This is a genomic window from Anaeromyxobacter sp. SG66, assembly GCF_022690805.1.
GTDB classification, from domain to species: Bacteria; Myxococcota; Myxococcia; order Myxococcales; family Anaeromyxobacteraceae; genus Anaeromyxobacter; species Anaeromyxobacter soli.
Genome location: NZ_JALCZC010000002.1, coordinates 54346 through 78935, shown reverse-complemented (window position 1 = coordinate 78935; position 24590 = coordinate 54346). Strand labels below are relative to the sequence as shown.

Here is a 24590-nt window from a genome sequence, read left to right as displayed (position 1 = left end):
AGGCGTCGGCGGGCGTGGGACGCAATTCGCGCGCCCGCCGTCTCGTTCATGTTCACCCCAGTCCCGGCCAGCGCCCTTGTCCGGGATGAGGCGCCACGATCCGCGCCGCCATCAGCGCGCGCGTCAGCGCAATGTGCATGCGCGTCCCGAACTGCTTCAGGCCAGGGTCCACGTCCGCGACCACGGCACCATCAAAGACACGCCACCTGACGCGGCGACCGTGCTCTCGAGTGAGGTGCGTCGCCCTCGTCAGCGGCGGGCGCCGTCTAGGCCCGCCCCGTCTCCTCGCCCGCCTTCTCGTACCAGCGCATTCCCGCGGCGGAGCTGGCTTCGAGCTCGGCGATGACCTGCGCGCCGAGGAGCAGGATGACGAAGACGATCTCGAGCGAGACCAGGACAACGACGACGGTCGCGAGCGATCCGTAGAGCACGTTGACCATCGAGAGGTTGGTGAAGAAGTAGACCACGAACAGCGCGGTGAGCCGCCATAGCGCCGCCGCGGCCAGGCCTCCGACGAACGCGCGCCGAGCCGAGATCCTGACCACCGGCAACACGCGGTAGATGCCGGCGAAGACGGCGACCAGCCCCAGGAACCCCGACGCCCGCAGGAGCAGCTTGATCCCGGACGCGAGCGGGCGCTGCAGGCCGAACATCCGCAGGTGGTGCTCGCCGAGGGCGTCGACGGCGGCCGTGAGCACGGTGACGCCCAGGAGCGCGACCATCAGCACCAGCATGAACAGATAGGGAAGCAGGGCCGAGACCCAGAAGCTCCGGTGCGCGGCGCGGCTCGACGAGTGGAAGATCGCGGCGACTGCCTGCTCCAGCATTCGAAACGCGATCGAGCTGAAGAAGAGCATGCTCACCACGCTGAGCGCGCGGGTCGGCGCCTCGGTCTCGAGGAACGTCCGCGCAGCCTGCAGGACGGCGTCCGCGTGCTGAGGAACGAGGGCCGTGAGCTCCGGGCGCAGGATGTCGATGATGCGAGCCTCGTCGAACACGATCGAGAGCGCGGCCACCACCAGCGTCAGGAAGGGCACGAGCGAGAGCAGCGCGTTGTACCCAACCCCGCCGGCGAGCAGGATGCCGCGGTTGCGCGAGAACGCGCGCAGGGTTCGCCCTGCGAAGCGCAGCAGCCGCGTGACCCATCTCGACGCGTCACTCACCGGGCTCATGGCCTCACCTCGCCGTCGTCTCCTACTCGGATGAGCACGGGCCCGACTCCTTGCACAGGCATGCGACGGGTGGCCACGCGAAGGACGGGGCGAGGACGAAACGGACCGCAACTGCGGCGTTTCGGCACGGTTCCGCCGCGATCTCTACCGCGAGCCGGGGGCTTCGCCGAGGTCGAGCCCGAAGGCACTGGCCGGGGACGAGGCTTCACGGTCCGGCGCAGCACGCAACGGCAAGCGGCGGGCAGCTCAGGAGAGCGACCGCAGGCCTGCCCGGCCGGAGTCGAGGCGCTCGCGGAGCGTGTTGGTGCGTACGACGTTCGGGGCGGCGAGAACCAGCCCCTGCTGACCGGAGCAAGTTCGTTCCGCTCGGCACAGGCTCAGGGCGTATGACACGCAGTGACCGCGCACCTCCGAGGACCTGAGGTGCGACACCCCAGGGTTCACGCCATGGCGACTGCCGAGCCGCAGCATCCCCGGTCCCAGGTGAGCCTCACGACGGTGTTCACCGTCTGCTTCGGGGTGGTCTTGGTGGTCGGCCTCGTCTTCTTCCTGATGAGGACCCGGGTCGCCCTGACGCTCGTCCTCGGCAGCGCGATGGCGGCGGTCGCGATGGATCATGCGGTCGACGCGCTTGCGCGCCGGGGCCTGCGCCGGAGCTGGGCGATCGCCTCCGTGATGGTCGTGGTGACGGCGCTCCTCGTCGGGCTGGGGTTCCTCCTGGTTCCGCCGATGGTGCATCAAGGGAGGGCGCTCGCCGCCGAGCTGCCAGCCCTCTGGGAGAAGCTGCAGCACACCCCCTGGTTCCTGCGCCTCGACGCCGGGCTGCACCTGCAGGAGCGGCTGCGCGAGTCCGGCCCCGCCGCGGTCGGGGCGGTGAACCCGCTCCTCTCCGCGATCGGCGGCGCGGTCACCGCGTTCGGAGGGCTCCTCGCCTTCCTCTTCCTCGCCATCTTCATGCTGGTGTTCGGGCGCGACCTCGTGAGGGCGCTCCTCGCGGAGCTGACCCCCGTCCATCGCGAGCGGTACGAGCGCATGGCGGCGAAGGTCTACCGCTCGGTGGGCGGCTACCTCGGCGGCCTGCTCGGGATCTGCGCGATCAACGCGGTCCTGACGACGACGTTCCTCGTCATCGCCCGGGTGCCGTTCTTCCTTCCACTCGGCATCCTGAGCGGCACCTCGAGCCTCGTCCCGTATGCGGGCCCGCTCGTGGTCGGCACGGTCATCACGCTCTTCGCGCTCGTCACCGGCGGCGCATGGACCGCGCTGGCGGCCGCGATCTACTTCGTGATCTACGGACAGCTGGAGGGGAACGTCCTCGCGCCCTTCATCTACCGCCGCACGGCGCACGTGAACCCGCTCGTGACCCTCCTCGCCATCCTGTTCCTGGTGGAGTTCATGGGCGTGGTGGGGGCCGTGGTCGCGGTGCCGCTCGCCGCGGCAGCGCAGGTCGTCATCGCCGAGCTCGTGACGGTCCGTCGCAGCAGGCGCGTCTCCTGACGGACGTCGCCGTTGTCAGGGCGTCACCTCGCGCGCCTTCTCGGAAGACGCGCAGGCGCGCAGCGCCGCGGAGCAGGCTCGAGACCTCGCGCCGGTTGGGCACGAAGTCGTCGTCCACGAATCACGTCCTCACGGCGAGCGTCGGCTTCTTGGGCAGGTGGCGCAGGCCCATCCACGCCAGCGCCGCGAGGTGATTCGCGACCTCGTCGACGCTGGGCTCGCGGGTCTCGGTCCACCACTGGCCGACCGACGTCACCATCCCGATGAGCGCGTGCGCGTAGATGGGCGCGGCCTTCGGGTCGTATCCAGCGTCCTTGAACGTCGCGGTGAAGATGTCGCCGACGCGCTCCGCCACGTCGTTGAGGAGGCTCGACATGCCACCCGTCGCCGAGGCGGCAGGCGCACCGTGCGCCAGGACGGCGAATCCATCGGGGTGATCCCTCACGTACGTGAGGAAGGCCAGCGCCGAGCGCTCGACGCGCTGACGCGGCGAGCCCGTCCCGATGGCCTCGGCGATCCGCCGCACCACGTACTCCATCTCGCGATCGACCACGACCGCGTAGAGCCCCTCCTTCCCCCCGAAGTGCTCGTAGATGATGGGTTTGGAGATCTTCGCGTGCTCCGCGATCTCCTCGACCGACGTCGCCTCGTACCCGCGCTTCGCGAACACCGCGCGCCCCACGTCGATGAGCTGGGCGCGACGGGCCGCCGCGGTGAGTCGTCGACCCCGTTCAGACATGGGAGGATCGTATTACCACTAAGTAACCTACTCAATCGTAACGGCGCCTAAACGCTGTCCCCGTCGGTGTGCCCCTTGCGCCGGGCGGGGTGCGCTTGTTACGGTATGGTAACCTACTCCGCAGTAACCCGTACGCGCCGCGGCGCTCCGGCCTGCGCCGGGCGCTCCGAGCCGCCGCGGCATCGACTCGCCTCACCAGCACGGAGCGGACATGCGAATCGAAGACGCAACCCCGGGGACGAAGCCTCGCCCGGGATCCCGGCCCGTCCTTCCGCCACTCTTCGTGAAGGGCAAGAAGCTCAACGTGCCCATCGTGCAGGGGGGCATGGGCGTCGGCGTGTCGCTTCACCCCCTCGCCGGCGCGGTCGCCCGCGAGGGCGGGCTCGGCGTCGTGTCGAGCGCGGCCATCGATCGGGTGGTCTCGAAGCGGCTCGGCAGGAAGGTCGGCACGTACGAGGCGGTGCGCGAGGAGATCGCCGCGTCCAGGTCCCAGGGCGGCCTCGCGGGCATCAACATCATGGTCGCCCTGCAGCGCGACTTCGCCGACTCGGTCCGGGGCGCCATCGACGCCGGCGCGGACGCCATCATCTCCGGCGCCGGTCTGCCGACGTCGCTGCCCGCCATCCAGGCGCCGCGCGACACCGCCCTCATCCCGATCGTCTCCTCGGCTCGCGCCCTCGAGATCATCATCAAGAAGTGGGAGAAGCTCGGCTACCGCCCGGACGCCGTCGTGCTCGAGGGCCCGCTGGCGGGCGGCCACCTCGGCTTCAAGTTCGACGAGATCGGCCTGCCCTCGAATACGCTCGAGGCCCTACTCCCGCCCGTGAAGGACATGGCGCTCCGGCACGGTGACTTCCCGGTGATCGCCGCCGGCGGCATCTTCACGCACGACGACATCGTCAGCATCCTCCGGCAAGGCGCCGACGGGGTGCAGATGGGGACGCGCTTCCTCGCGACGGAGGAGAGCACCGCCGACGACGCCTACAAGCAGGCGGTCGTGAACGCGACCCAGGACGACATCCTGGTGACCCGCGATCCCGGATCGCCGTGCGGCCTGCCGTTCAGGGTCCTGAAGCAGTCGCCGATGTTCCGCGCCACGCTGGAGGGGAGGCGCAAGCCGGCCTGCAACAAGGGGTACGTGCTGCTCAAGGACGGCGACGGCAAGTTCAATCGCTGCCTCGCGAAGGAGGACGGCGCTCACTACTTCTGCATCTGCAACGGGCTGCTCAGCTCGGCGGGCTACAACCCGGAGGACGAGGAGCCGCTCTACACCGTCGGCAGCAACGCCTATCGCGTCGAGGGCGTCGTGCCGGTCAAGGTGCTCATGGACGAGCTGCGCGGCGTCGCGACGTCGCGCGCCCGCGCTGGCGACGCCTGCTTCGCGCCCGGGAATTGAGCTCCGCTGCGGCAGGTGGTCCCCGCCGCGGCGTGCGCGCCGTCACCCCGGAAGGTCGATCTCGACCGAGGTCAGCGGACGGGTCACGTCGAGGCTCCACGAGGTGATCGACGCGTGACACACGAGGGAACGCGCGAGGTCGAGCTCGCGCAACGCCTCGCGCGCGGTCGTCTCGGAGGAGAAGACCCCCAGCACGCGCGTCACCGGCCCCGTGACGCCGTCTTCCTCGTACTGCACCACGAACGCGCTCGCAGGCTTCGCGGTGTCCGCGTGGGCCATGGCGACCTCGCGCGCGGCGCATCGCGCCAGCACCGACGCGCTCTCGCTCGCGAGGAGGAGGAGGCGCATTCGGTCCCCTGGCGTGAACGCACGCTCTTTCGGAAACGCGATCGAGAGCACCGCGTGGTCGCGGTCCTCGTCCGGAACAGGGACTCCCAGCCAGGCGCCGGCGCCGCGGGCGAGCAACGCCGCGGAGGTCTCCGGAAAGCGCACGGCCAGCTCCTTCGGATCGAGCCAGAGCGGCTCCTCGAGGCTTGCCACCTCCGCCTCGGCACCCTGCGGCCCCGCTCCGTCTCGGCCTCCGCCAGCGACCTCTCGCCGCGTCAACTCCACGCCGAGAGCGCCGAATGCGTCAGGACCGAAGTCCACGAGCGCAGCGACGACGTCCTTCGCGGTCTCCGCGCCGAACAGCGCGGTGGTGAATGGCTGGACGCGCTCGAGATCGTCTGCCGCGTGCACCGCGATCACCGCCTCCGCCTCGGCGCGCGCTCGCGCGAAGCGCTCCCGCTCGTACAGGTGAGTGCGATCCTCGAACTGCTTGTCGCTGCGGCGCTGCCGGACCCCGCACGCAGCGAGCGCCTTCTCCGAGGCGTTCGCGCGTGCGCGCTCCTGGGTGAAGAGACTTCCTCGCGCGAGCGCGTTCCCGCATGCTGCCGCGACCTCGCCAAGAAATGCGCGCGCGTGGGGGTCGAACTCCTGCTCCGCGTCGAACGAGAGGGTCAGGACTCCGTTCGTCTCATCGTCCGCGACGAGAGGCAGGAATGCCCACGACGCGCCGAAGGGTCCCCCGGTGAGCGCGTCGAACGCGATGCCCGGGTAGTGCTGCGGTGCTTCCGCCAGCGAGCTGATCCAGAGCGGCGCGCCGGCGCGGGCGGCATGCTGCTCTGGACCCGTCGAGCCGACCGAGGCCTCTTCCTCGTCGCGACGTGTCGCCGCAGCTCCCGTCGCCTCGGCGACCAACGCGAGCGTGGCGTCATCGCGCAGCTCCATGACCTGCGTGACGGACGCGCCGGTGAGCGCGCCCGCTCGTTCGGCCGCGATGAGGGCGATGTCCGCGTGCTCGCAGGCAACGGCGAGCGCTCGAGACAGGTCGAGCAGCCGAGCGAGGTCGTCCGGGGTGAGCACCGCCCCGTTCTTCAGCGTGGCGTCCTCGGCGACGTGCGCAGCCGAGCTCGCGCGATCGCGCTGAGCGTGAGTCGTCGCCATGTGCTGGCTCCCGGGAGCCGCCACGGCGCGAGCGAGATGCGGGTGAGGGGCGACTGCTGCTGGATGTATATGCGTCGGCGCGCGGCGCTGCCGCCTCTTCTCGTCGTCTCAGCTGCGCACGGGCTCTCGAGACTCGTGGCGCACGCACTTCGGCGCGGCTCTGCCGCCAGTGCCGCGCCGCAGTGATGTTCGGGATCGTCAGCTAGAGCCGAACGAGGCAACCCACCGCGCTTGCCTGCCTCCGGCGAACCGCGCCGGAGCGAATATCGCAGGGGCGCCGCGCCGAACGTCCCGTTAGACTGATGTCATCAGCCCCGCCGCATCGTCCCGATGACGCGCCGCTGCCGGTCGGGAGGGGCGTTGTTCGGTTCGTCCAGGTTCGAGTCGTCCTTTTTCCGCAGGTCTCGCGGCGGCGCGTTCGCCTCGCCCCTGCTGCCGTTCCGCGACGAGCTGCTCAGCCTCGAGCGCCTCGACGAGCGCGCCCGTTCGCTCGCCGCGCGCTTCACGGTGGATCCGTCGGGCCGTTCGGCGCGGACCGTCCTGCCGCGCTTCGAGGACAACGTCCGGGTCCTGCGGGACGGTTACCGCTCACTCGCCGGCGACGTGCGCCGCGCCGAGTTCGTGACCCCCGCCGCCGAGTGGCTCCTCGACAACTATCACCTCGTCGCGTCCGAGATCCGCGACGTCCGGCAGAACCTCCCGCGGCGCTACTACCGCGAGCTGCCCAAGCTCGCCGCCCGCGAGCAGGCAGGGAGCGCCCGCGTCTACGCGCTCGCCGTCGAGCTCATCCGCCACAGCGACAGCCGCCTCGATCGCGCCCAGCTCCAGCGCTGGCTCGACGCGTTCCAGACGGTGGCGCCGCTCACCCTCGGCGAGCTCTGGGCCTGGCCGAGCATGCTGAAGCTGGCGCTCGTCGAGAACCTTCGCCGGCTCGCGGACGAGACGCTCGTCGCCCGCGCGGCCCGCCGCCTGGCGGACGCGTACGTGGCGCGCTTCGAGACCGAGGGGAAGGGCTCCGCGCCGCCGCTGCCGCGCGTCCTCCACCCCGCGTTCGTCGTGCAGCTCCTCCAGCGCCTGCGCGAGTACGGGCCGCGCCTCTCCGCCGTCCGGGGCGATCTCGACGCACACCTCGCCTTCGACCGACAGACCGCGGAGGAGGCCATCCGGAGCGAGCACCAGCGCGAGGCCGTTGCCCAGGTGTCCGTCGCGAACGTCATCACGAGCCTGCGGCTCTGCTCCACCCTCGACTGGACCGAGTTCGTCGAGAGCGTCAGCCTGGTGGAGCGGGTGCTGCAGCGGGATCCCGCCGGCGTCCACGCGCGGATGGAGTTCCTCTCCCGCGATCGCTACCGGCAGGCGGTCGAGGAGCTCGCCGGGGGCACCGCGGAGGCCGAGGTTCGCGTCGCGCTGCGCGCGGTCGAGAGCGCGCGGGAGGCCGCCGAGGTCGAGGGTCCCGGCGCGCGCGCCGCGCACGTCGGGTACCACCTCATCGGGAAGGGACGCCGCGAGCTCGAGGCCGACGTGGCCTGGCGGCCCGGTCCGCGGAAGTCCCTGCGGCGGCTCGCGTTCGCGCACGCGACCGCGGCGTACCTCGGCGCCATCGCGCTCGCGACGGCGGCGCTCGCCCTCGCGGGAGCCGCGTACGCGCGCCACGCGGGCGGCTCGACGTGGGCGCAGCTCGGGGTGGCGCTGCTCCTCCTCCTGCCCGCGAGCGAGGTGGCCATCGCGCTCGTCCAGCGCCTCGCCGCGCGCTTCGCTCCGCCCCGACGGCTCCCCCGCCTGGACCTCACCGCGGGGATCCCCGAGGACGCCCGCACGCTCGTGGTCGTCCCGACGCTGCTCACGTGCGTCGAGGGCGTCGAGCGGCAGCTCGAGCACCTCGAGGTCCTCGCGCTCGGCAACCTCGATCCCCGCGTGCACTTCGCGATCCTCGGGGACTTCACCGACGCCGCGGGCCGCGACGCGCCCGGGGACGCCGCCATCCTCGCCGCCGCCCGGAGCGGGATCGAGGCTTTGAACGCCCGGCTGGGCGAGGGGAAGAACGATCGGTTCTTCCTCTTCCACCGCACGCGCCAGTGGAACCCGGCAGAGGACGTGTGGATGGGCTGGGAGCGGAAGCGTGGAAAGCTCGAGGAGCTGAACCGCCTCCTCCGCGGCATGACCGACACGAGCTACGACGTGCAGGTCGGCGACGTCGGCGTGTTGCCCAGCGTGCGCTACTGCATCACGCTCGATTCGGACACGCGCCTCCCCCGGGACGGCGCGAAGAAGCTCGTCGGCGTCATCGCGCACCCGCTCAACCGCCCCGTGCTCGACCCCCGCTCCGGCCGCGTCACCGAGGGCTACGGGATCCTGCAGCCGCGCGTCAGCGTCACGACGTCGAGCGCGGCCGGCTCGCGCTTCGCCCGGATCTTCGCCGGCCACACCGGCCTGGACCCGTACACGACCGCGGTCTCTGACACCTACCAGGACCTCTTCGGCGAGGGCAGCTTCACGGGCAAGGGGCTCTACGACGTGGACGCCTTCACGGCGGCGCTCGCGGGGCGCGTCCCGGACAACACCCTCCTCTCTCACGATCTCTTCGAGGGCCTCCACGCCCGCACCGGGCTCGTGACGGACGTCGAGGTCGTCGACGACTACCCCTCGAGCGTCCTCGCCCACGCCCGCCGCCAGCACCGCTGGACGCGCGGTGACTGGCAGATCCTCGGCTGGCTCCTGCCGTTCGTGCGGACGACGCAGGGCCTCGCCCGGAACCGCCTCCCGCTCATCGCGCGCTGGAAGATCTTCGACAACCTGCGGCGTGCGCTGCTCGCGCCCGCGACGCTCGTCCTCTTCCTCGCCGCGTGGACCGTGCTCCCGGGCAGCGCCGTGCTCTGGACCGCCGCCATCGTGACGTCCCTCGCGTTCCCGCTCTTCCCGCTCGCGCTCGAGGCCCTCGGCGGACCGAGGCGGCACCAGCCGATGCGGGCGTTCGTGCGCGGGCTGTACGAGGACGGGGCGGCCACGGCGGCGCGGGTCCTGCTCCAGGTCACCTTCCTCGCGAACCAGGCCTACGAGATGGTGCACGCCATCGCCGTCACGCTGGTCCGCCTCGCGATCACGCGGCGTGGCCTGCTCGAGTGGGAGACCGCCGCCGCGAGCGCCGCGCGGGGGACCGGGCTCGGAAGACGATCGTTCCTCGTCGCCATGGCGGCGAGCCCCGCGATCGCGCTCGCGAGCGCGGCCCTCGTGGCGGTGTGGCGGCCGGGGGCGCTCCTCGCCGCCGCGCCGCTGCTCCTCCTGTGGGCGGTCGCGCCGCTCGTCGCGCATCGGCTCTCGCAGCCGATCGGGGAGCGGGACCCCGGGCTCGGCGAGGAGGACCGGCGCTTCCTCCTCGGCGTCGCGCGCACGACCTGGAAGTACTTCGAGGCGTTCATGGGGCCGGGCGATCACCACCTGCCCGCGGACAACTTCCAGGAGGCGCCCGAGCGGATCGCGCACCGCACCTCGCCCACGAACATCGGCATGGGGCTCCTCTCCACCCTCGCCGCGCACGACCTCGGCATCGTCCCCACCGGCGAGCTCATCGAGCGGATCGACGCCACCCTCACGACCATGGAGGGCCTGGAGCGGCTCGAGGGGCATCTCTTCAACTGGTACGACACGAAGACGCTCGCGCCGCTCCCGCCCCGCTACGTCTCGACGGTGGACAGCGGCAACCTCGCCGGCGCGCTCATCGCGGTGTCCGAGGGGCTGCGCGCGCTCGGGCGCGGCCCCGCGCCGGCCGAGGCGGGCCCGAGCGATCCGCTGCAGCGGCTGGAGAGCCTGGCGCAGCGCGCGGCGGCCTTCGCCGACGGCATGAGCTTCGGCTTCCTCTACGACCCGCGCCGGAACCTGCTCGCCATCGGCTACCGCGCCGCGGACGCGGAGGGGCCCGGGCGGCTCGATCCCGCCCACTACGATCTCCTCGCCTCGGAGGCCCGCCTCGCGAGCTTCATCGCGATCGCGAAGGGCGATCTGCCGGAGAAGCACTGGTTCCATCTGGGCCGCGCGGTGACGAGCGTGCACGGCAGCCCGACGCTCCTGTCCTGGAGCGCGACGATGTTCGAGTACCTGATGCCGCTGCTCCTCATGCGCAGCTTTCCGGAGACCCTGCTCGACGAGAGCTGCCGGATGGCGGTGCGGCGGCAGCGGGACTACGCGGCGACGCGCGGAGCACCGTGGGGGATCTCCGAGTCCGCCTACGACCTCGTCGATCACCACGGCAACTATCAGTACAAGGCGTTCGGTGTCCCGGGGCTCGGCCTGAAGCGGGGCCTCGCCGACGAGCTCGTGGTCGCGCCCTACGCGACCGCGCTCGCCGCGCTCGTCCACCCCACCGCGGCGGCGGAGAACCTGCGCCGCCTCGAGCGCGAAGGCCTCCTCGGCGCGTACGGCTACTTCGACGCGGTGGACTACACGCCACGGCATCCGGAGGAGTCCGACGCGGCCCCGGCGCGCGCCCGCCCTTCGGGCACCATCGTCCGGACGTACCTCGCCCACCACCAGGGGATGACGCTCGCGGCCATCGCGGGGGCGCTCCAGGGGAACCGCATGGTGGAGCGCTTCCACGCCGATCGCCGCGTGCAGGCGACGGAGCTGCTCCTCCAGGAGCGCGTGCCGCGCCAGGCGGCGGTCATCCTGCCCCGTCCGGACGAGACGGCGCGCGTCGCCACGCCGGTGCCGCCGGCGGCCGCCCGCCGCTTCCGCTCGCCGGACACCACGTTCCCGCACGCGCAGTTCCTCTCGAACGGCAGCTACACCGCCGTCGTCACGAACGCGGGTGGCGGCGCGAGCTTCTGCGGCGAGCGCGCCGTGACGCGCTGGCGCCGGGACGCGACGCGCGACCTCGGGGGTCAGTACCTCTACCTCCGCGACGTCCGGAGCGGTCGGGTGTGGTCCGCGACGCACCAGCCGACCGCGCGGGAGGGCGGGGACGACGTCGTCACGTTCACGATCGACAAGGCGACGTTCCAGCGGAGGGACGACGACCTCGCGACCCGGCTCGACGTCGCGGTCTCGCCCGAGGACGACGTCGAGGTACGCCGGCTCGAGGTGACGAACCTCGGCGACCGCCCTCGCGAGCTCGAGGTGACGAGCTACGCCGAGATCGTCCTCGCGCCGACCGCCGACGACCTCGCCCACCCGGCCTTCGGCAAGCTCTTCGTCGAGTCGGAGTACGTCCCGGAGTGCAACGCGCTCGTCTGCCGGCGGCGGCGCCGCGCCCCGGACGACGCCGAGGTCTTCGCGGTGCACGTCATCGGCCAGGAGGGCCGGACGCAGGGACCGGTGGAGTGGGAGAGCGACCGCGAACGCTTCCTCGGCCGCGGTCGCGACCCGGAGGATCCGCAGGCGCTCGACGGCCGCGCGCTCTCCGGCACGACCGGCATCCTGCTCGATCCCATCGTGAGCCTGCGACAGCGCGTGCGGCTCGCGCCCGGCGGCGTGGTGAGGCTGTCGTTCGCGACCGGAATGGCGACGAGCCGGGAGACGGCGCTCGCGCTGGCGCAGCGCTACCACGACCCGACCGCCGCAGCGCGCACGTTCGCGCTCGCGTTCGCGCACGCGCGCAGCAGGCTCCACCACCTCGGCATCTCGAGCGAGGAGGCCCTCCTCTTCGAGCGCCTCGCCTCGCGCGTGCTCTACGCCGACGCGTCGCTGCGGCCGGGGCCGGAGATCCTCGCCCGGAACGAGCTCGGCCAGGAGGGGCTCTGGGGACACGGCGTCTCTGGCGACCTCCCGGTCCTGCTCGTGCGCATCGTCTCGGAGGCGGATCTCCCCCTCGTCCGCCAGGTCCTCCAGGCCCAGGAGTACTGGCGCCTCAAGGGGCTCCGCGCGGACGTGGTGCTCCTGAACGAGCACCCGGTGAGCTACCTCGACGAGATGCACGCGCGGCTCGCGGCGCTCCTCGACGAGGGGCCCGGGCGGACGTGGAAGCACAAGCCGGGCGGCGCGTACCTCCTGCGCGGAGACCGGATGAGCGAGGCCGAACGCCTCCTGCTCTCGTCGGTGGCCCGCGCGATCCTCCTGGGAGGAGCCGGATCGCTCGCGCAGCAGCTCGAGCGCCACGCGCCCCCGCCGGCGGAGCCTGCAGCGCTCGCGCTCGCCCCGCCTGCGAGGCGCGGCTCGGCGCCCGAGCACGGCGCGCCTCCCGAGGTGCCGCCGCTCGCGCTCTGGAACGGCACGGGGGGCTTCGCCGAAGCCGGGCGGGAGTACGTCATCGTCCTCGAGGGGGCCGAGGAGACGCCGCTCCCCTGGGCGAACGTCATCGCGAGCCCGGTGTTCGGGACGGTCGTCACGGCGTCGGGGTCGTCCTTCTCCTGGTCCGAGAACAGCCGCGAGAACCGGCTCACGCCGTTCGCCAACGATCCGGTGAGCGATCCGACCTCCGAGGCCATCCTCCTCCGCGACGACGAGAGCGGCGAGGCGTGGTCGCCCACGCCGGGGCCGCTGCCCCGCACCGGCGCGTCGGGCCGGTTCGTGATCCGCCACGCGGCGGGGGTGACCCGCTTCGAGCGGGCGACGAACGGCGTGCGCCACGCCCTCGACGTGTTCGTGGACGGCGCGGATCCGGTGAAGCTCTCGCTCCTCACGCTCACGAACGAGAGCGGCGCGCCGCGACGCCTCTCCGTCTTCGCGTACAGCGAGTGGGTCCTCGGCCCCCCGCAGGCCGGTCAGAACCAGCACGTCGTCACGCGGAAGGACGCGCAGACCGGCGCGGTCCTCGCGACGAACGCCTGGAACCACGAGTTCGCCGGCCGGATCGCGTTCGCGCACGCGAGCGAGGCGCTCCGCTCGGCGACCGGCGACCGCACCGCCTTCCTCGGCCGGAACGGCTCGCTGGCACGCCCCGCCGCCCTCGGCCTCGTGGAGCTCCCCGCTCGCTTCGGCGCGGGGCTCGATCCCTGCGCGGCGCTGCACGTCGCCATGGAGCTCGAGCCGGGCGAGACCCGGCGCATCGTGTTCCTCCTCGGCGAGGGGAGAGACGTGGCGCAGGTGCGGGAGCTCATCGGACGCCACGGCCGCGCCGAGGCCGCGGACGCCGCGCTCGCCGCCGTGAGGCGGACGTGGGAGGACACCCTCGGTGCGGTGCAGATCCGGACGCCCGACGACTCCTTCGACGTCCTCATGAACCGGTGGCTCCTCCAGCAGGACCTCTCCTGCCGGATGTGGGCGCGGACCGGCTACCATCAGCCCGGCGGCGCGTTCGGGTTCAGGGATCAGCTCCAGGACGCGATGGCGCTCGCGATGGCGCGGCCGGCGCTCGTCCGCGAGCACCTCCTCCGGGCCGCGGCGCGGCAGTTCAGCGAGGGAGACGTGCAGCACTGGTGGCATCCGCCGAGCGGGCGCGGGACGCGCACCCGTTGCTCGGACGATCTCGTCTGGCTGCCGTACGCGGTGGCGCACTACGTCCGCACGACGGGCGACGCCGGCGTGCTCGACGAGCGCGTCCCGTTCCTCGAAGGTGAGCCGCTCGCGCCGGGCGCTCACGACGCCTACGCCCAGCCCCGCGTCTCGGAAGAGGACGCCTCGCTCTTCGAGCACTGCGTGCGCGCCCTCGAGCGCGGGCTCACCTCGGGCGTCCACGGCCTGCCGCTCATGGGGAGCGGCGACTGGAACGACGGGATGAACCGCGTGGGCAGGGAGGGGCGCGGCGAGAGCGTCTGGCTCGGCTTCTTCCTTCACGCGGTCCTCGAGGACTTCGCCCCGCTCTGCGCGGCGCGCGGCGAGGCCGATCGCGCGGGGCGCTACCGCGCCGAGGCGGCCCGGCTCGCCGGGGCGCTCGAGCGGAGCTGGGACGGGGAGTGGTACCGGCGCGGTTACTACGACGACGGCTCACCGCTCGGCTCTGCCCAGAACGACGAGTGCTCGATCGACTCGATCGCCCAGTCCTGGGCGGTGCTCTCCGGAGCCGCCCCGGCGCGTCTCGCCGACCGCGCGATGGATTCGGTCCGGACGCACCTGGTGCGTCGAGGAGCCCAGGTCGTCGTGCTGCTCACACCGCCCTTCGATCGGTCGAGGCAGGAGCCCGGCTACATCAAGGGCTACCCGCCCGGCGTACGCGAGAACGGCGGCCAGTACACGCACGCCGCCGCGTGGATCGTGATGGCGCTCGCCAAGCTCGGGAGCGGCGACGAGGCGGCCGAGCTGTTCCACATGCTGAACCCGGTGAACCACACCCGCACCGGCGCGGACGTCGCGCACTACCGCGGAGAGCCCTACGTCGTAGCGGGGGACGTCTGCGCTCACCCCGAGCACGCGGGTCGCGCGGGGTGGACCTGGTACACGGGATCGGCCGGCTGGATGTACCGCGCCGGGCTCGAGAGCATCCTCGGGCTCCGGAGGCACGGCGAGACCTTCGAGCTCGATCCCTGCATCCCGGCGTCCTGGCCCGGCTACGGGATCACGTGGCGGCTCGGGTCGACGCGGTACGAGATCACGGTCGACAACTTCGAGCGGCGGTGCCGCGGGGTCGCCCTCGCGGAGCTGGACGGCGTGGCGGTCGATCCGCGGGCGATCCCGCTCGTCGACGATGGCGGGACGCACGAGGTGCGGGTCGTGATGGGAGTCGCCGGGCAGCCGGACCTCACCGGCCGGGAAGCGGCTGGCTCTGCAGCTCGTCCCGGGAGGGCGGGACACCGGGACGAACTGTGAGCTCCCTATTGGGCGTGATTGCTCGGTAGATTGACATTTCGCGACGAATGGTATAGATACGTGCCTCCGATGTTCGACGTCATTCCATCAAGACGAGGCGAGGGCGGCGGCCCGATGACCCTCGGCCAGCTCCCGGCCTCCCGGGGATGTGGCAATGCCGCCTGCGATGGAGGCCCCATGACCCACGAGAGAGCGACGTAACCGGGACCCCGGGCGTGATCGTCGCGGCGCCCCACGGGCGCAGCGATGCCACGTCGGCCGTACGGGTCGCCCGGGCACCCTGCGCCCGGTTCGGCCTGTCCGTGCGCCGTGTAGGGTGTTCCTGCCGGCGCCCCTGTCCTCGCCCAGACCATCGAACCCGCTGCCCGGCAGCGGGACGGGACCCGTGCGTCCCGGGAAAGACGATTGCGCAATGATCTGCTATCCGCTCGGCGTCGCCTCGCACCTCGCCATCGCATGCGATTGCATTCGACGTGGCGACCTCGACGGCGCGCAGGCGGCGCTCGCGCGCGCGACCGCCCTCGTCCGCGACGAGCGCCCCGGGCACGTGGCGGGTTCACCCGCCCGTCCGGCACGGCAGTCCTGAAGCGTTCACCGGGCCGGCATCGACCGGTCCGCAACCGACGACGCCGCGACGGCGCACGAGGAGACGACGAGATGCCCCCCAGGAAGACGACGGACCGACTGCTGGGAGAGATGCGCCGCGCCTACGACCTCGTGGAACAGCGGCGGGCGGACGAGGCGGTGAGCGTGTACCGCGAGGTCCTCGCCGAGGCCCGCAAGGTGGGGCTCGACTCCGCCCACCTGCACTGGGCCTTCGCGGTGGCCTGCGACTACTCGGGAGAGATGGAGAGGGCCTTCGAGCAGATCAGCATCGCCATCGGCAAGGACCCGCTGGCGCCCCCGTTCCGCCACTCGTTCGAGGTGATCACCGGCCGCATCCAGGCGGCGCTCGCCGACCCGGAGCGCCCCGCGGACGACGCGTCGACGCATCGGCTCTACGCGCTGCTGCAGCGGGGTGGGACCGTCGACGTGCCGTCGCACCTCGCGATGGTGCGCTACCACCTCGCCACCGGGAAGCCGGCCGAGGCGCGTGCGCTCGCCGACGCCGTCACGCTGCTCCACCCCGCCTCGCGCGAGGCGTGGGAGGCGAAGGCGGCGGTCGCCAAGGCGACCGGGGACGCGGCCGGCGCCGAGCAGGCGCGCCTCGAGGCGGCGGCGCTCCAGGAGGAGCCCGCGTTCGCGATCCCCGGCCCGGCGTCGGCCTGAGCCATGCGTCGGCTCGGGCCTCGCCCCACTCTCGACGAGAAAGGAGACCTCATGGAACCGTACGCGCTTCGCGTCGACTACCTTCCCGCCTCCGCGCTCGCTCTTCCGGGCCGGCTCGGCCTGACGCGCGCGCCCGGCCGCTGGGTGGCGGGACGAGACCCCGACTCCGACGTCCGGCTGCGCGAGGACGTGGAGGCGATCGCGCGGGTGCACGGTGCGAAGGTGCTCGTGACCCTGCTCGAGCGGTTCGAGATCGCGGAGCTCGGCGACCTCGACGGCGAGGCGCGCCGGGAGCGGCTCCGGTGGATTCACTATCCCATCGCGGACATGTGGGCGCCCACGGATCTCGCCTCTGCCCGCCGGCTCGTGGGCCGCATCCTGCACGCGCTCGAGCGGGGGCAGGACGTGGTCGTGCACTGCTGGGGCGGCGTCGGGCGGGCGGGGACCATCGCTGCGTCCTGCCTCGTCGCGCGCGGCACGCCTCCCGCGGAGGCCATCGCCATCGTGCGCGCAGCCCGCGGTCGCGCGATCGAGAACGCCGCGCAGGAGCATTTCGTCCGCGAGTTCGGAGGTGACGCGGAATGAGCCCGTGGATTGCCGGCAGCCGAGATTTGACCCGCACACAGGAGAGACCCGCCATGCAGACCCCCACCGTCGCGGACGCAGTCGCGCTCGCGGCCGGGAAGCACCGGAACGCCGTCGACAAGGGCGGCGCCCCGTACATCCTCCACCCGCTCCGCGTCATGCTCGCGATGACCACCGACGAGGCGCGGCGCGTCGCCGTGCTCCACGACGTGCTCGAGGACACGGACATCACGCCCGACGAACTGCGACGGCGCGGGTACCCAGAGCGAGAGGTGACCGCGATCGTTGCGCTGACGAAGCGGCCCGGAGAGGACTACGCAGCGTTCATCGAGCGCGTTTCCCTCGATGAGCTCGCCGCGACGGTGAAGCGCGCAGATCTCCTCGACAACATGGACGTTCGCAGGCTCGCGACGTTCGGGGACGCGGACGCGGAGCGGATGGCGCGGTACCTGGCTGCGTGGAAGCGGCTTTCGGGCGGGAAGTAGGACGCACCACACGACACGCGGCTCACGTTGACAATGGCGGCGATCGAGCGTGTCCGTACTGCCGCTAGCCTCGACGCATGCACGATGAGAGCGCAGCCGAAGGTTACGCGGGCTTCCCGGACGACCAGGACTCGTCGCTTCGGCGGGCGGGTCGTCCGTGACGGCACCCGTGAATGAAGTCGCTCAGCGCGGGTTCTCGCACCTTGCCGCATTACGACGGCACGAAAGGCTCCAGCAGACGGACGAGCTGCGGGAGGTCATCCGTCACCGTGTCCCAGACGACCTGAAGGTCCACGTCGAAGTACGCATGAATCAGACGGTTGCGCGTCGCGATGATCTGCGCCCACGGGATCTCCGGGTGTGATGCCTGCATCGCAGGGCTGACCCGCGCGGCAGCCTCGCCGATGATCTCGACGTCTTTGACTATCGCCAAGACCAGCATGCGATCGCGCTCGAGATCGCCCCGCGAGCGTCCAGCCGCGAACGACATCGCCTCGCGCGCGGCGTCCAGCATGTGCCGCAGCCGGATGACGTCGTCAGGTCGCAAACTGGACCTCGGCGTTCGCTAGAACCTCGTCGCGGAAGTACCGGCTCAGCTCTCCCGGTGTCCTCAGATCGACCTTCCGGCCGAGCATGGCGCCGAGCTCGAGCTCCATCTCGGCGAGCTTCAGGAACCCGGCCCGGGCCCCTGGCTGGAACTCGACGAGAACGTCCACATCGCTGTCTGGCCGGAAGTCGTCTCGTAGAACGGATCCAAACAGCGCGAGCCTGCTGACGCGATGTTTCCGGCAAAACGCCGCCAGCGCCTCTTCCGGCATGTGGATCCGTACGGTCATCCCTTTGAATCATAACCGCAGTTCGCGAGGTCAGCACAGTCCTGTCGTTTGCCGACGGCACGCGAATTGCTCATGCACCCGCCGTCCGAGTCGTTTCGCGTTCCAGGACCGGAATGGCGGCGGACACGCCGTCGGGACCGCGGACCCTTCGTCCGCAGATTGGACGACGCGGGAGGCTCACCTCTTCGCCGGAGATCTCATGCCGACTCGCCCGAAGCCATCGCTGGATTCCCTCCTCGCCTCCTTCCACGCGGCGCGAGATGTCGCGGAGCGCACCCGGCTCGCGATGGCGCTGGTCCGAACGCAGGCTCGCGACGATCGGATTCTCGCTGCTCTCGTTCGAGTGCTCGACGAGAGTCCCGTCGGTGGCGCCGCCTTCCTCGCGAGGTACGGCGACGCCCGGGCGATTCCACACCTCGTTCGCGCGCTCGAGTCCGATGACCTGGTCGCGAAGGCCGACTGTGCCATCTGCGCGGCGGAGCAGGTGAGCGCGATCGCGCACGCGATCGAGGAGCTCGGTGGGGCGCTGACCGTTGCACAGCGCGCGCATATCGACCGGATCGAGCGCGAGACAGCTCGACTGTGGCAGCCCGGCCCCGACGCGCTTCCCTCCGCGAAGTCCGCGCGGCGGCCCGCGACGCGCGAGCCGCGTCCGGGCCGAAATGCTTCGTGCCCCTGCGGAAGCGGCAAGAAGTACAAGCGGTGCTGCGCCCTCGGAGCCGATGCCACGCGTCAGCTTCACTGAACATAGACGGACGACGCTCCCGCCTCGTCCGGGATCCCCGATCACGAAACGACAGCGGGGAGCCCCGTGCCCCGGGCTCCCCGCCGCGTGAAGCTCACTCCAGTTGCGCGTCAGTCCCTGTGACCGCGCCCGCGCCCCTCGTCCTCGTGCCGCCGGCCGTGGTCGTGGCGCCCACGGTCGTCCCGACGATCGTCGTCGTGCCGTCCACGGAAGTCCCCGCGATCATCGTTCTGCGGCGGCGGAGCCGACCAGCGCTGGTGATCGGACGGCTGCGGATACGGCTGCGCCCGCTCGGGCCCTCGGTCCCGGCCGTACGGCTCAAAGCGCGTCCGCGTCACCTCCTCACGCGGCCGATAGCGATACTGCTCGGAGCGAATCGAGTGCTGCATCTCGGGCGCGCGAGGATAGCGGTCACCCACGTAGCCCCGCTGGTAGACGGGCAGCGGCGCGGGGCGCGGGGCGGCGCGGCGGTCCCATCGATCCCACCCGCGGTGACCCCGTTCCCAGTCGTGGCCGAAGCGGTGGCCCCAGCGTGGCGGCGCGTCGGCGCGCCACCCGCGGAAGTACGGGGGAGGCTGCCGGTAGTAGCGCACCGGGACGCGCAGCACGTAGAGCGGCACATGCGCGGGCTCCACCACGTACCACGGTCCGTCGTACCAGCTGCTCACGTACCACTCGTCGCCCTGGAACGCCCAGTAGGCGCCGTCATAGAAGAAGTAGTTCGAGCTCGCTCGAGGGGCGTAATAGACGGGATACCCCGGCACGGGGACGAGCTCCGGATAGGCCGGTACGTTGATGCCGATCTGGATGCTGGGGATCGCGATGCCGACGCCAACGGAGACCTGAGCCTGGGCCGAGGTGGCCAAGGTCAGCGATCCGAGCAGCAGCGACGATGCAACGAGCAGGTAGCGCATTCTGTCCTCCTGAGATCCGACGAGCTGCCACCGGGGCGTATTCTCTCCGGGCAGGCTCAGCAGCTTTCGAGCCAGCGAGCCTACCCGAGCAAGATCGCGCACTTGGAGCGGCCACGCGTGCTGCGCGTGTGCCTCGCGGCAACAGGTACTTGGAGGGGGGTGTAGGTCCGGTGCGCTCTCGCCCTACCGGCGCACCTCTACCCTGCCGCCGTCCTTCACCCGATCGCCGGGATGCACCGCCACCACCGCGCCCGCGTCGACGCCGCCGAGCACCTCGACCTCCGTCTCGCCGCGGTGTCCGATCTGCACCGACGTCAATCGCGCCTTGCCGCCGTCCACGCGGAACACCGCCCACCCGTCGCCCTGGCGGAACGCGGCGCCCTGCGGGACCTTCAGCACGTCGTCGCCTCGCCACAGCACGAACCGCGCCTCGACGCGGAACCCGTCGCCCAGCGCGCTCCAGGCTTCTCGCGGATCGGTGAAGACGGCGATGACGTTGACCCGCTGCTCCTCCACCCCGAGCGCCGAGAGCTTGGTGAACGCGGACGGCTCGACCCTGCGCACGCGGGCCGCGAGCGCGCGGTCGCCACCCCATCCCAGGATCGTCACGAGCGTCCCGGGCTGGACGCGGACGGCGTCGGTGGTCAGCAGATCGACGACGAGCTCGAGCGCCCCCGGATCGCCGACCTCGAGCAGCGGCGTGCCGGCCTGCACGACGCCCTCGCTCTCCTGCAGCACCCGCAGCACGCGGCCGGAGGCGGGGGCGAGCACGTCCACGTGCCGCTCGCGCCAGGCGCCCTCCCCGCCCAGCGACGCACGCGCGACGCGCACCTGCTCGGCCGCGACCTTCACCGCGAACACCGCCGAGGAGAGCTCCTGCGTGCGCATCCGCGCCTCGAACTCGGCGCGGTCGAGGCCCTGGCTCGGCAGCGATCCGCCCGCCGCCAGGGACCGGGCGCGAGCGAGATCCTCCCGGGCGAGCCCCTCCGCCGCCCTCGCGCGTCCCTCCTGCGCCTGCGCCTGCCCGAGCGCCGACACGGCGGCGCTCAGCCTCGCCTGCGCCTCGGAGCGCGTCCGCGCGTCGAGCAGGGGCGAGGGGACCGCCGCGATCTCCGCCACCACGTCCCGCTCGCCGACCATGTCTCCGGGCTCGAGGAGCTGGCGCGAGACGGTGCCCGTGACGGGCGCGGAGACGACGTAACGGTCCTTGACCCGGGCGATGCCGGTCTCCTCGATCGCCACCACGAGGCTGCCGCGCGCCGCGGTGGCGACGTCCACCGGCACGGGGCTCGGCCGCAGCGCCCGCACCGTGGCGAGGGCGGCAGCGAGGACGAGGACGAGGAGAAGCCCTTGCCGGGCCCCGCGCATGAGCTTCCGTCGATGCTCGCGGGCGTGTCGTGCCTCGTCCCCGGGCGTGCCGCGCAGCGCCGGTGGCGCTGGCGCGGGCGGCGCACCCGCCGGCTCGTCGGCCGGGAGCGGCTGGGTGGGCTGCGTGCTCTGCTCGCCGATGGCACCCATGCTCACTCCCGCGTCTTGAGGACGCCGATCAGATCCAGCCTGTCGACGTTGCGGCGCACCCACAGCGCGCTCGCCGCGGCCGCGAGCAGCCCGACGGCCGCCGCCATGAGGTACGTGCTGGGCGCGACGTACACCTCCCAGCGGAACTGCTCCTGGTCGACGGACCGCATGAAGAGCCGCCCCCACGCGAGGCCCAGATAGAGGCCGATGGGGATGGCGATGGCCATCTCGATCGCCATGCTGCCGATGAGGATCCAGGAGATCTCGTGCCGGGAGAACCCCAGCACGCGCAGGCTGGCGAGGTCGCGGGCCCGGGTCGCGAGGGCGATGCGCGCGTTGTTGTAGACGACCCCGAAGATGACCGTGGCCGCGAGCACGATGGCGACGGTGGTCCAGACGTTCATCATCGAGGCGTTCATGTCGCGCAGGCGGCGGGTGTCTTCGCGCACCTCGGAGACGTCGATGACCCGGGGCACCCGACGGAGCCGCTCCTGCAGCGCAGCAGCCTCGAGCGGATCGACCGTGAGCAGGGCCGAGCCGAGCGCCCCGAGATCGCCCTCCAGCCGCGCGACGAGCTCCTCGCGCGCGTAGAGCTGCAGGCCCACCGACTCGTCCACGAACCCCGCGATGACGGGTCGGACCACCGGCCGGGCGCCTTCGCGGATCTCCACCTCGGCCTGGTCGCCCGCGCGCAGCCCCAGCACCTCGCCGAGCTTGCTCGTGACGAGGATGCCCTCCGGCGGCAGCGCGACCTCCCGGCCGCCCCGCTCGACGAGGCGGCGCAGCGTCGCGCCGGCCGGCAGCCCGATGAGGACGGTGTCGCGCGTGCGATGGAGGTGACGGATCCGCACCGGCATGGCGCGGACGCCCTCCACCTGGCGCACTCCCGGCATCGCGGCGAGCTCCCGCAGCGCCCGCGGCGAGACGGGCCGATCGAAGGAGACCGCCAGGTCCTGGCGCTGCTCGCGCCGCAGCGTCGCCTCGAGGTAGCTGTCGAGGGAGTCGATGCCGAAGCGGCCCAGCACGACGAGCGCGAGCGCGCCGGCGATGCCGAGGGACGAGAGGAGCGTGCGCAGCGGGCGGCGCTCGACCTCGCGCACGATCATCATGCCCGCCGGCCCGACGAGCGCAGAGAGCCTGAGGCGCTCCACGAGGCTCTTGCGATAGAGGGCGGGAGAGGGCGGCCGCATCGCCTCCGCGGGCGGAAGCCGCACCGCCGCGCGGACCGCGGCGAGCGCGCCGGCGAGCGCCGCGACGCCGCTCATCAGGATGCCCGTGGCGACGAGCGAGAAGCTCGGTTGGAAGGCCGCCTCGGGGAACCGGAACACGCTCGTGTAGAGGCCCAGCACGGCGTCCCCCATCCACCAGCCGCCGGCGAGGCCGAGCAGGGTGCCGGGCACGAGCACCACCGCGACCAGCCCCGCGTAGTGAGCGCGCAGGGCGTGGTTGCCGTACCCGATGGCCTTGAGCGTCGCGATCTCCGGGCGTTGCAGCGTGACGAGCCGCCCGAGCACCATGTTCACCAGGAAGGCGGCGACGCCGAGGAAGATCATCGGCACCATGCCCGCCAGCGCCTCCAGCTGCGCGAGCTCGCCGGTGAGGATCTTGTTCGACTGCTGGTCCTTGCGGCCGATGGCCCCGTCGCCGCCGTACGGCAGGAGCAGCCGATCCAGCGCGGCGCACACGGCAGGCTCGGAGGCGCCCGGCTGCAGGAGGAGGCTCGCCTCGTTGAACGCGCCCTCCAGCTCGTAGGCGGCCGCGAGCGGCGCTCGGTTCATCCACAGGATGGCGTAGCCGGCCGCGTCCTCCGCGATCGACCCAGGCTTGAGCGCGTAGATGAACTCCGGCGAGAGCGCCACGCCGACCACGCGGAGCTTGCGCAGCTTGCCATTGATCACGGCGGGGACGTGGTGACCCGGCTCGAGCCCGTGCGCCGTCGCGAAGGCCTCGAGCACCACCACCTCGTCGTCGCGGTCGCGCTCGGGGAGGCGCCCGCTGCGCAGGTGGATGGCGTTGGTGGCGGGTTCGCCCGCGGCGGGGAGCGAGAGCAGCCGGCCCGACGCCGGTCGCGACCTCCCCTCGATCGGCAGCAACACCTCCTTGGAGATGCGCGTCTGGACCGAGGCGACGCCCGGCAGGACCTCGATGCGCCGGGCGATGGACTCGGGCGCCCGCTCGAGCAGCACGAACACGTGCGCGAACCGCTCCCGATCGTAGTAGGAGTCGCGCGCGCGCAGGAGCGCGGCGTAGGTGCCGCGGAGCCCGATGAAGCTGGTGATGCCCCCCGCGAGCACGAGCGCGATCGTCAGGACCTGTCCCCTCAGGCGGCCGACGTCGCGGAGCAGCTTGCGGTTGAGCGCCGAGATCAGCATCGCGTCACCAGCGCAGGTCGCGCGCCCGGGCGACACGGCCGGAGCTGCGCTCGCTCTGCACGCGTCCGTCTCCGAGCGTCACCACGCGGTCCGCGATGTCGGCGATGGGTGCGTTGTGGGTGATGAGCGCGGTCGCCGTCCCGAGCTCGCGGTTGACCTGCTCGATCACCTCCAGGACCAGGATGCCGGTGCGGAAGTCGAGCGCGCCGGTCGGCTCGTCGCAGAGCAGGACGGACGGCCGCTTGGACACGGCCCGCGCGATCGCCACGCGCTGCTGCTCGCCCCCCGAGAGCTGCGCCGGGAAATGGTCGAGCCGGTTGCCCAGCCCGACCAGCGCCAGCGCCTCCTCCGGCTCGAGGGGGTCCTCGGCGATCTCGGTCACGAGCGCGACGTTCTCTCGCGCGGTGAGGCTCGGGACCAGGTTGTAGAACTGGAAGACGAACCCGACGTGGCGCCGCCGGTACTGCGTCAGCGCCTCCTCGTCGGCGGCGGTCATGTCCTCTCCGGCGAAGAAGACGCGCCCGGAGGTGGGGACGTCGAGGCCACCGAGGATGTTGAGCAGCGTGGACTTGCCGCTGCCGGAGGGGCCGAGCAGCACGAGGAGCTCGCGCTCGTGCAGCCGGAAGTCCACGCCGTCGAGCGCGCGGACGTCGACCTCGCCCATTCGATAGACCTTGCGCAGCTGCTCGCAGGAGAGAATCGCTTCCGCAGGTCTCGCGAGCTGCGCACGGGTCTGTGCGGCAGCGAAGGACACGACGAAGCGTAGCGCATCCGGGTTGCACGCCCGGGAGCACATCGGGGGTCCCCGCACGGAGCGGCTCCGGTTCGTGCACTCACGCGGCGTCTCGCCCCGCGTCAACCCGCCATCGTCTCGCACCCACGTCGTCGGGTGGGCGGCTCGCTC

The 24590-nt window shown here is 72.1% G+C and carries 16 protein-coding genes and 1 riboswitch; of the genes, 7 read left to right on the top strand and 9 right to left on the bottom strand.

Going from position 1 to position 24590, the window contains the following annotated elements:
• Window positions 1–266 precede the first annotated feature (266 nt).
• On the bottom strand, window positions 267–1172 hold the full coding sequence (locus MNZ39_RS01160) for a YihY/virulence factor BrkB family protein (RefSeq protein WP_242333305.1): 906 nt from the start codon (window positions 1170–1172) through the stop codon (window positions 267–269).
• A 447-nt stretch (window positions 1173–1619) separates the two neighbouring features.
• On the opposite strand from MNZ39_RS01160, the gene MNZ39_RS01155 reads away from it, so the two are divergent.
• A complete protein-coding gene (locus tag MNZ39_RS01155) occupies window positions 1620–2669 on the top strand; it encodes an AI-2E family transporter (RefSeq protein ID WP_242333303.1) in 1050 nt (349 codons plus the stop codon).
• Between the two features lie 121 nt (window positions 2670–2790).
• On the opposite strand, the gene MNZ39_RS01150 is transcribed toward MNZ39_RS01155, so the two are convergent.
• Window positions 2791–3408, bottom strand: coding sequence for a TetR/AcrR family transcriptional regulator (locus MNZ39_RS01150; RefSeq protein ID WP_242333301.1), 618 nt, complete (start codon window positions 3406–3408; stop codon window positions 2791–2793).
• A gap of 211 nt (window positions 3409–3619) precedes the next feature.
• Here MNZ39_RS01150 and MNZ39_RS01145 point away from each other — a divergent pair, with 211 nt between their 5' ends.
• A complete protein-coding gene (locus MNZ39_RS01145; protein WP_242333299.1) occupies window positions 3620–4804 on the top strand; it encodes a nitronate monooxygenase family protein in 1185 nt (394 codons plus the stop codon).
• A gap of 42 nt (window positions 4805–4846) precedes the next feature.
• On the opposite strand, the gene MNZ39_RS01140 is transcribed toward MNZ39_RS01145, so the two are convergent.
• On the bottom strand, window positions 4847–6289 hold the full coding sequence (locus tag MNZ39_RS01140; protein WP_242333297.1) for a GAF domain-containing protein: 1443 nt from the start codon (window positions 6287–6289) through the stop codon (window positions 4847–4849).
• 360 nt (window positions 6290–6649) lie between these two features.
• On the opposite strand from MNZ39_RS01140, the gene MNZ39_RS24655 reads away from it, so the two are divergent.
• From MNZ39_RS24655 to MNZ39_RS01115, 4 genes are all read left to right on the top strand, one after another.
• A complete protein-coding gene (locus tag MNZ39_RS24655; protein WP_305037311.1) occupies window positions 6650–14962 on the top strand; it encodes a GH36-type glycosyl hydrolase domain-containing protein in 8313 nt (2770 codons plus the stop codon).
• An 81-nt stretch (window positions 14963–15043) separates the two neighbouring features.
• A riboswitch (SAM riboswitch) is annotated at window positions 15044–15135 on the top strand.
• Between the two features lie 484 nt (window positions 15136–15619).
• Complete coding sequence (locus tag MNZ39_RS01125; protein WP_242333295.1) at window positions 15620–16231, top strand: tetratricopeptide repeat protein; 612 nt, start codon at window positions 15620–15622, stop codon at window positions 16229–16231.
• Window positions 16232–16282: 51 nt separating this feature from the next.
• Window positions 16283–16816 carry a cyclin-dependent kinase inhibitor 3 family protein gene (locus MNZ39_RS01120; RefSeq protein ID WP_242333293.1) on the top strand — a complete coding sequence of 178 codons (534 nt, stop codon included), beginning with the start codon at window positions 16283–16285 and terminating at the stop codon, window positions 16814–16816.
• A gap of 53 nt (window positions 16817–16869) precedes the next feature.
• The gene (locus tag MNZ39_RS01115) at window positions 16870–17301 is read left to right on the top strand and encodes a GTP pyrophosphokinase (protein ID WP_242333291.1); all 432 of its coding nucleotides are present in this window, start codon (window positions 16870–16872) and stop codon (window positions 17299–17301) included.
• A gap of 211 nt (window positions 17302–17512) precedes the next feature.
• On the opposite strand, the gene MNZ39_RS01110 is transcribed toward MNZ39_RS01115, so the two are convergent.
• A complete protein-coding gene (locus tag MNZ39_RS01110) occupies window positions 17513–17848 on the bottom strand; it encodes a DUF86 domain-containing protein (protein ID WP_242333289.1) in 336 nt (111 codons plus the stop codon).
• On the bottom strand, window positions 17838–18137 hold the full coding sequence (locus MNZ39_RS01105; protein WP_242333287.1) for a nucleotidyltransferase family protein: 300 nt from the start codon (window positions 18135–18137) through the stop codon (window positions 17838–17840). Before MNZ39_RS01105 ends, MNZ39_RS01110 begins: the two co-directional genes overlap by 11 nt.
• A gap of 199 nt (window positions 18138–18336) precedes the next feature.
• Here MNZ39_RS01105 and MNZ39_RS01100 point away from each other — a divergent pair, with 199 nt between their 5' ends.
• A complete protein-coding gene (locus MNZ39_RS01100) occupies window positions 18337–18882 on the top strand; it encodes an SEC-C metal-binding domain-containing protein (protein WP_242333285.1) in 546 nt (181 codons plus the stop codon).
• Between the two features lie 110 nt (window positions 18883–18992).
• Here the strand turns inward: MNZ39_RS01100 and MNZ39_RS01095 are convergent, their stop codons facing one another.
• The 4 genes from MNZ39_RS01095 to MNZ39_RS01080 form a co-directional block, all read right to left on the bottom strand.
• Window positions 18993–19796 (bottom strand): hypothetical protein, encoded by an 804-nt coding sequence (locus MNZ39_RS01095; RefSeq protein ID WP_242333283.1) that lies wholly within the window; start codon window positions 19794–19796, stop codon window positions 18993–18995.
• 183 nt (window positions 19797–19979) lie between these two features.
• Complete coding sequence (locus MNZ39_RS01090) at window positions 19980–21314, bottom strand: efflux RND transporter periplasmic adaptor subunit (protein ID WP_242333282.1); 1335 nt, start codon at window positions 21312–21314, stop codon at window positions 19980–19982.
• A gap of 2 nt (window positions 21315–21316) precedes the next feature.
• A complete protein-coding gene (locus MNZ39_RS01085) occupies window positions 21317–23686 on the bottom strand; it encodes an ABC transporter permease (RefSeq protein ID WP_242333280.1) in 2370 nt (789 codons plus the stop codon).
• Between the two features lie 4 nt (window positions 23687–23690).
• On the bottom strand, window positions 23691–24350 hold the full coding sequence (locus tag MNZ39_RS01080) for an ABC transporter ATP-binding protein (RefSeq protein ID WP_242333278.1): 660 nt from the start codon (window positions 24348–24350) through the stop codon (window positions 23691–23693).
• Window positions 24351–24590 lie beyond the last annotated feature (240 nt).

What these genes read in the sequence shown, in the direction of transcription:
- MNZ39_RS01160 (WP_242333305.1), bottom strand. Translation starts at nt 1,172, where the DNA reads ATGAGCCCGGTGAGTGACGCGTCGAGATGGGTCACGCGGCTGCTGCGC.
- MNZ39_RS01155 (WP_242333303.1), top strand. Translation starts at nt 1,620, where the DNA reads ATGGCGACTGCCGAGCCGCAGCATCCCCGGTCCCAGGTGAGCCTCACG.
- MNZ39_RS01150 (WP_242333301.1), bottom strand. Translation starts at nt 3,408, where the DNA reads ATGTCTGAACGGGGTCGACGACTCACCGCGGCGGCCCGTCGCGCCCAG.
- MNZ39_RS01145 (WP_242333299.1), top strand. Translation starts at nt 3,620, where the DNA reads ATGCGAATCGAAGACGCAACCCCGGGGACGAAGCCTCGCCCGGGATCC.
- MNZ39_RS01140 (WP_242333297.1), bottom strand. Translation starts at nt 6,289, where the DNA reads ATGGCGACGACTCACGCTCAGCGCGATCGCGCGAGCTCGGCTGCGCAC.
- MNZ39_RS01125 (WP_242333295.1), top strand. Translation starts at nt 15,620, where the DNA reads ATGCCCCCCAGGAAGACGACGGACCGACTGCTGGGAGAGATGCGCCGC.
- MNZ39_RS01120 (WP_242333293.1), top strand. Translation starts at nt 16,283, where the DNA reads ATGGAACCGTACGCGCTTCGCGTCGACTACCTTCCCGCCTCCGCGCTC.
- MNZ39_RS01115 (WP_242333291.1), top strand. Translation starts at nt 16,870, where the DNA reads ATGCAGACCCCCACCGTCGCGGACGCAGTCGCGCTCGCGGCCGGGAAG.
- MNZ39_RS01105 (WP_242333287.1), bottom strand. Translation starts at nt 18,137, where the DNA reads ATGACCGTACGGATCCACATGCCGGAAGAGGCGCTGGCGGCGTTTTGC.
- MNZ39_RS01100 (WP_242333285.1), top strand. Translation starts at nt 18,337, where the DNA reads ATGCCGACTCGCCCGAAGCCATCGCTGGATTCCCTCCTCGCCTCCTTC.
- MNZ39_RS01095 (WP_242333283.1), bottom strand. Translation starts at nt 19,796, where the DNA reads ATGCGCTACCTGCTCGTTGCATCGTCGCTGCTGCTCGGATCGCTGACC.
- MNZ39_RS01090 (WP_242333282.1), bottom strand. Translation starts at nt 21,314, where the DNA reads ATGGGTGCCATCGGCGAGCAGAGCACGCAGCCCACCCAGCCGCTCCCG.
- MNZ39_RS01085 (WP_242333280.1), bottom strand. Translation starts at nt 23,686, where the DNA reads ATGCTGATCTCGGCGCTCAACCGCAAGCTGCTCCGCGACGTCGGCCGC.
- MNZ39_RS01080 (WP_242333278.1), bottom strand. Translation starts at nt 24,350, where the DNA reads ATGGGCGAGGTCGACGTCCGCGCGCTCGACGGCGTGGACTTCCGGCTG.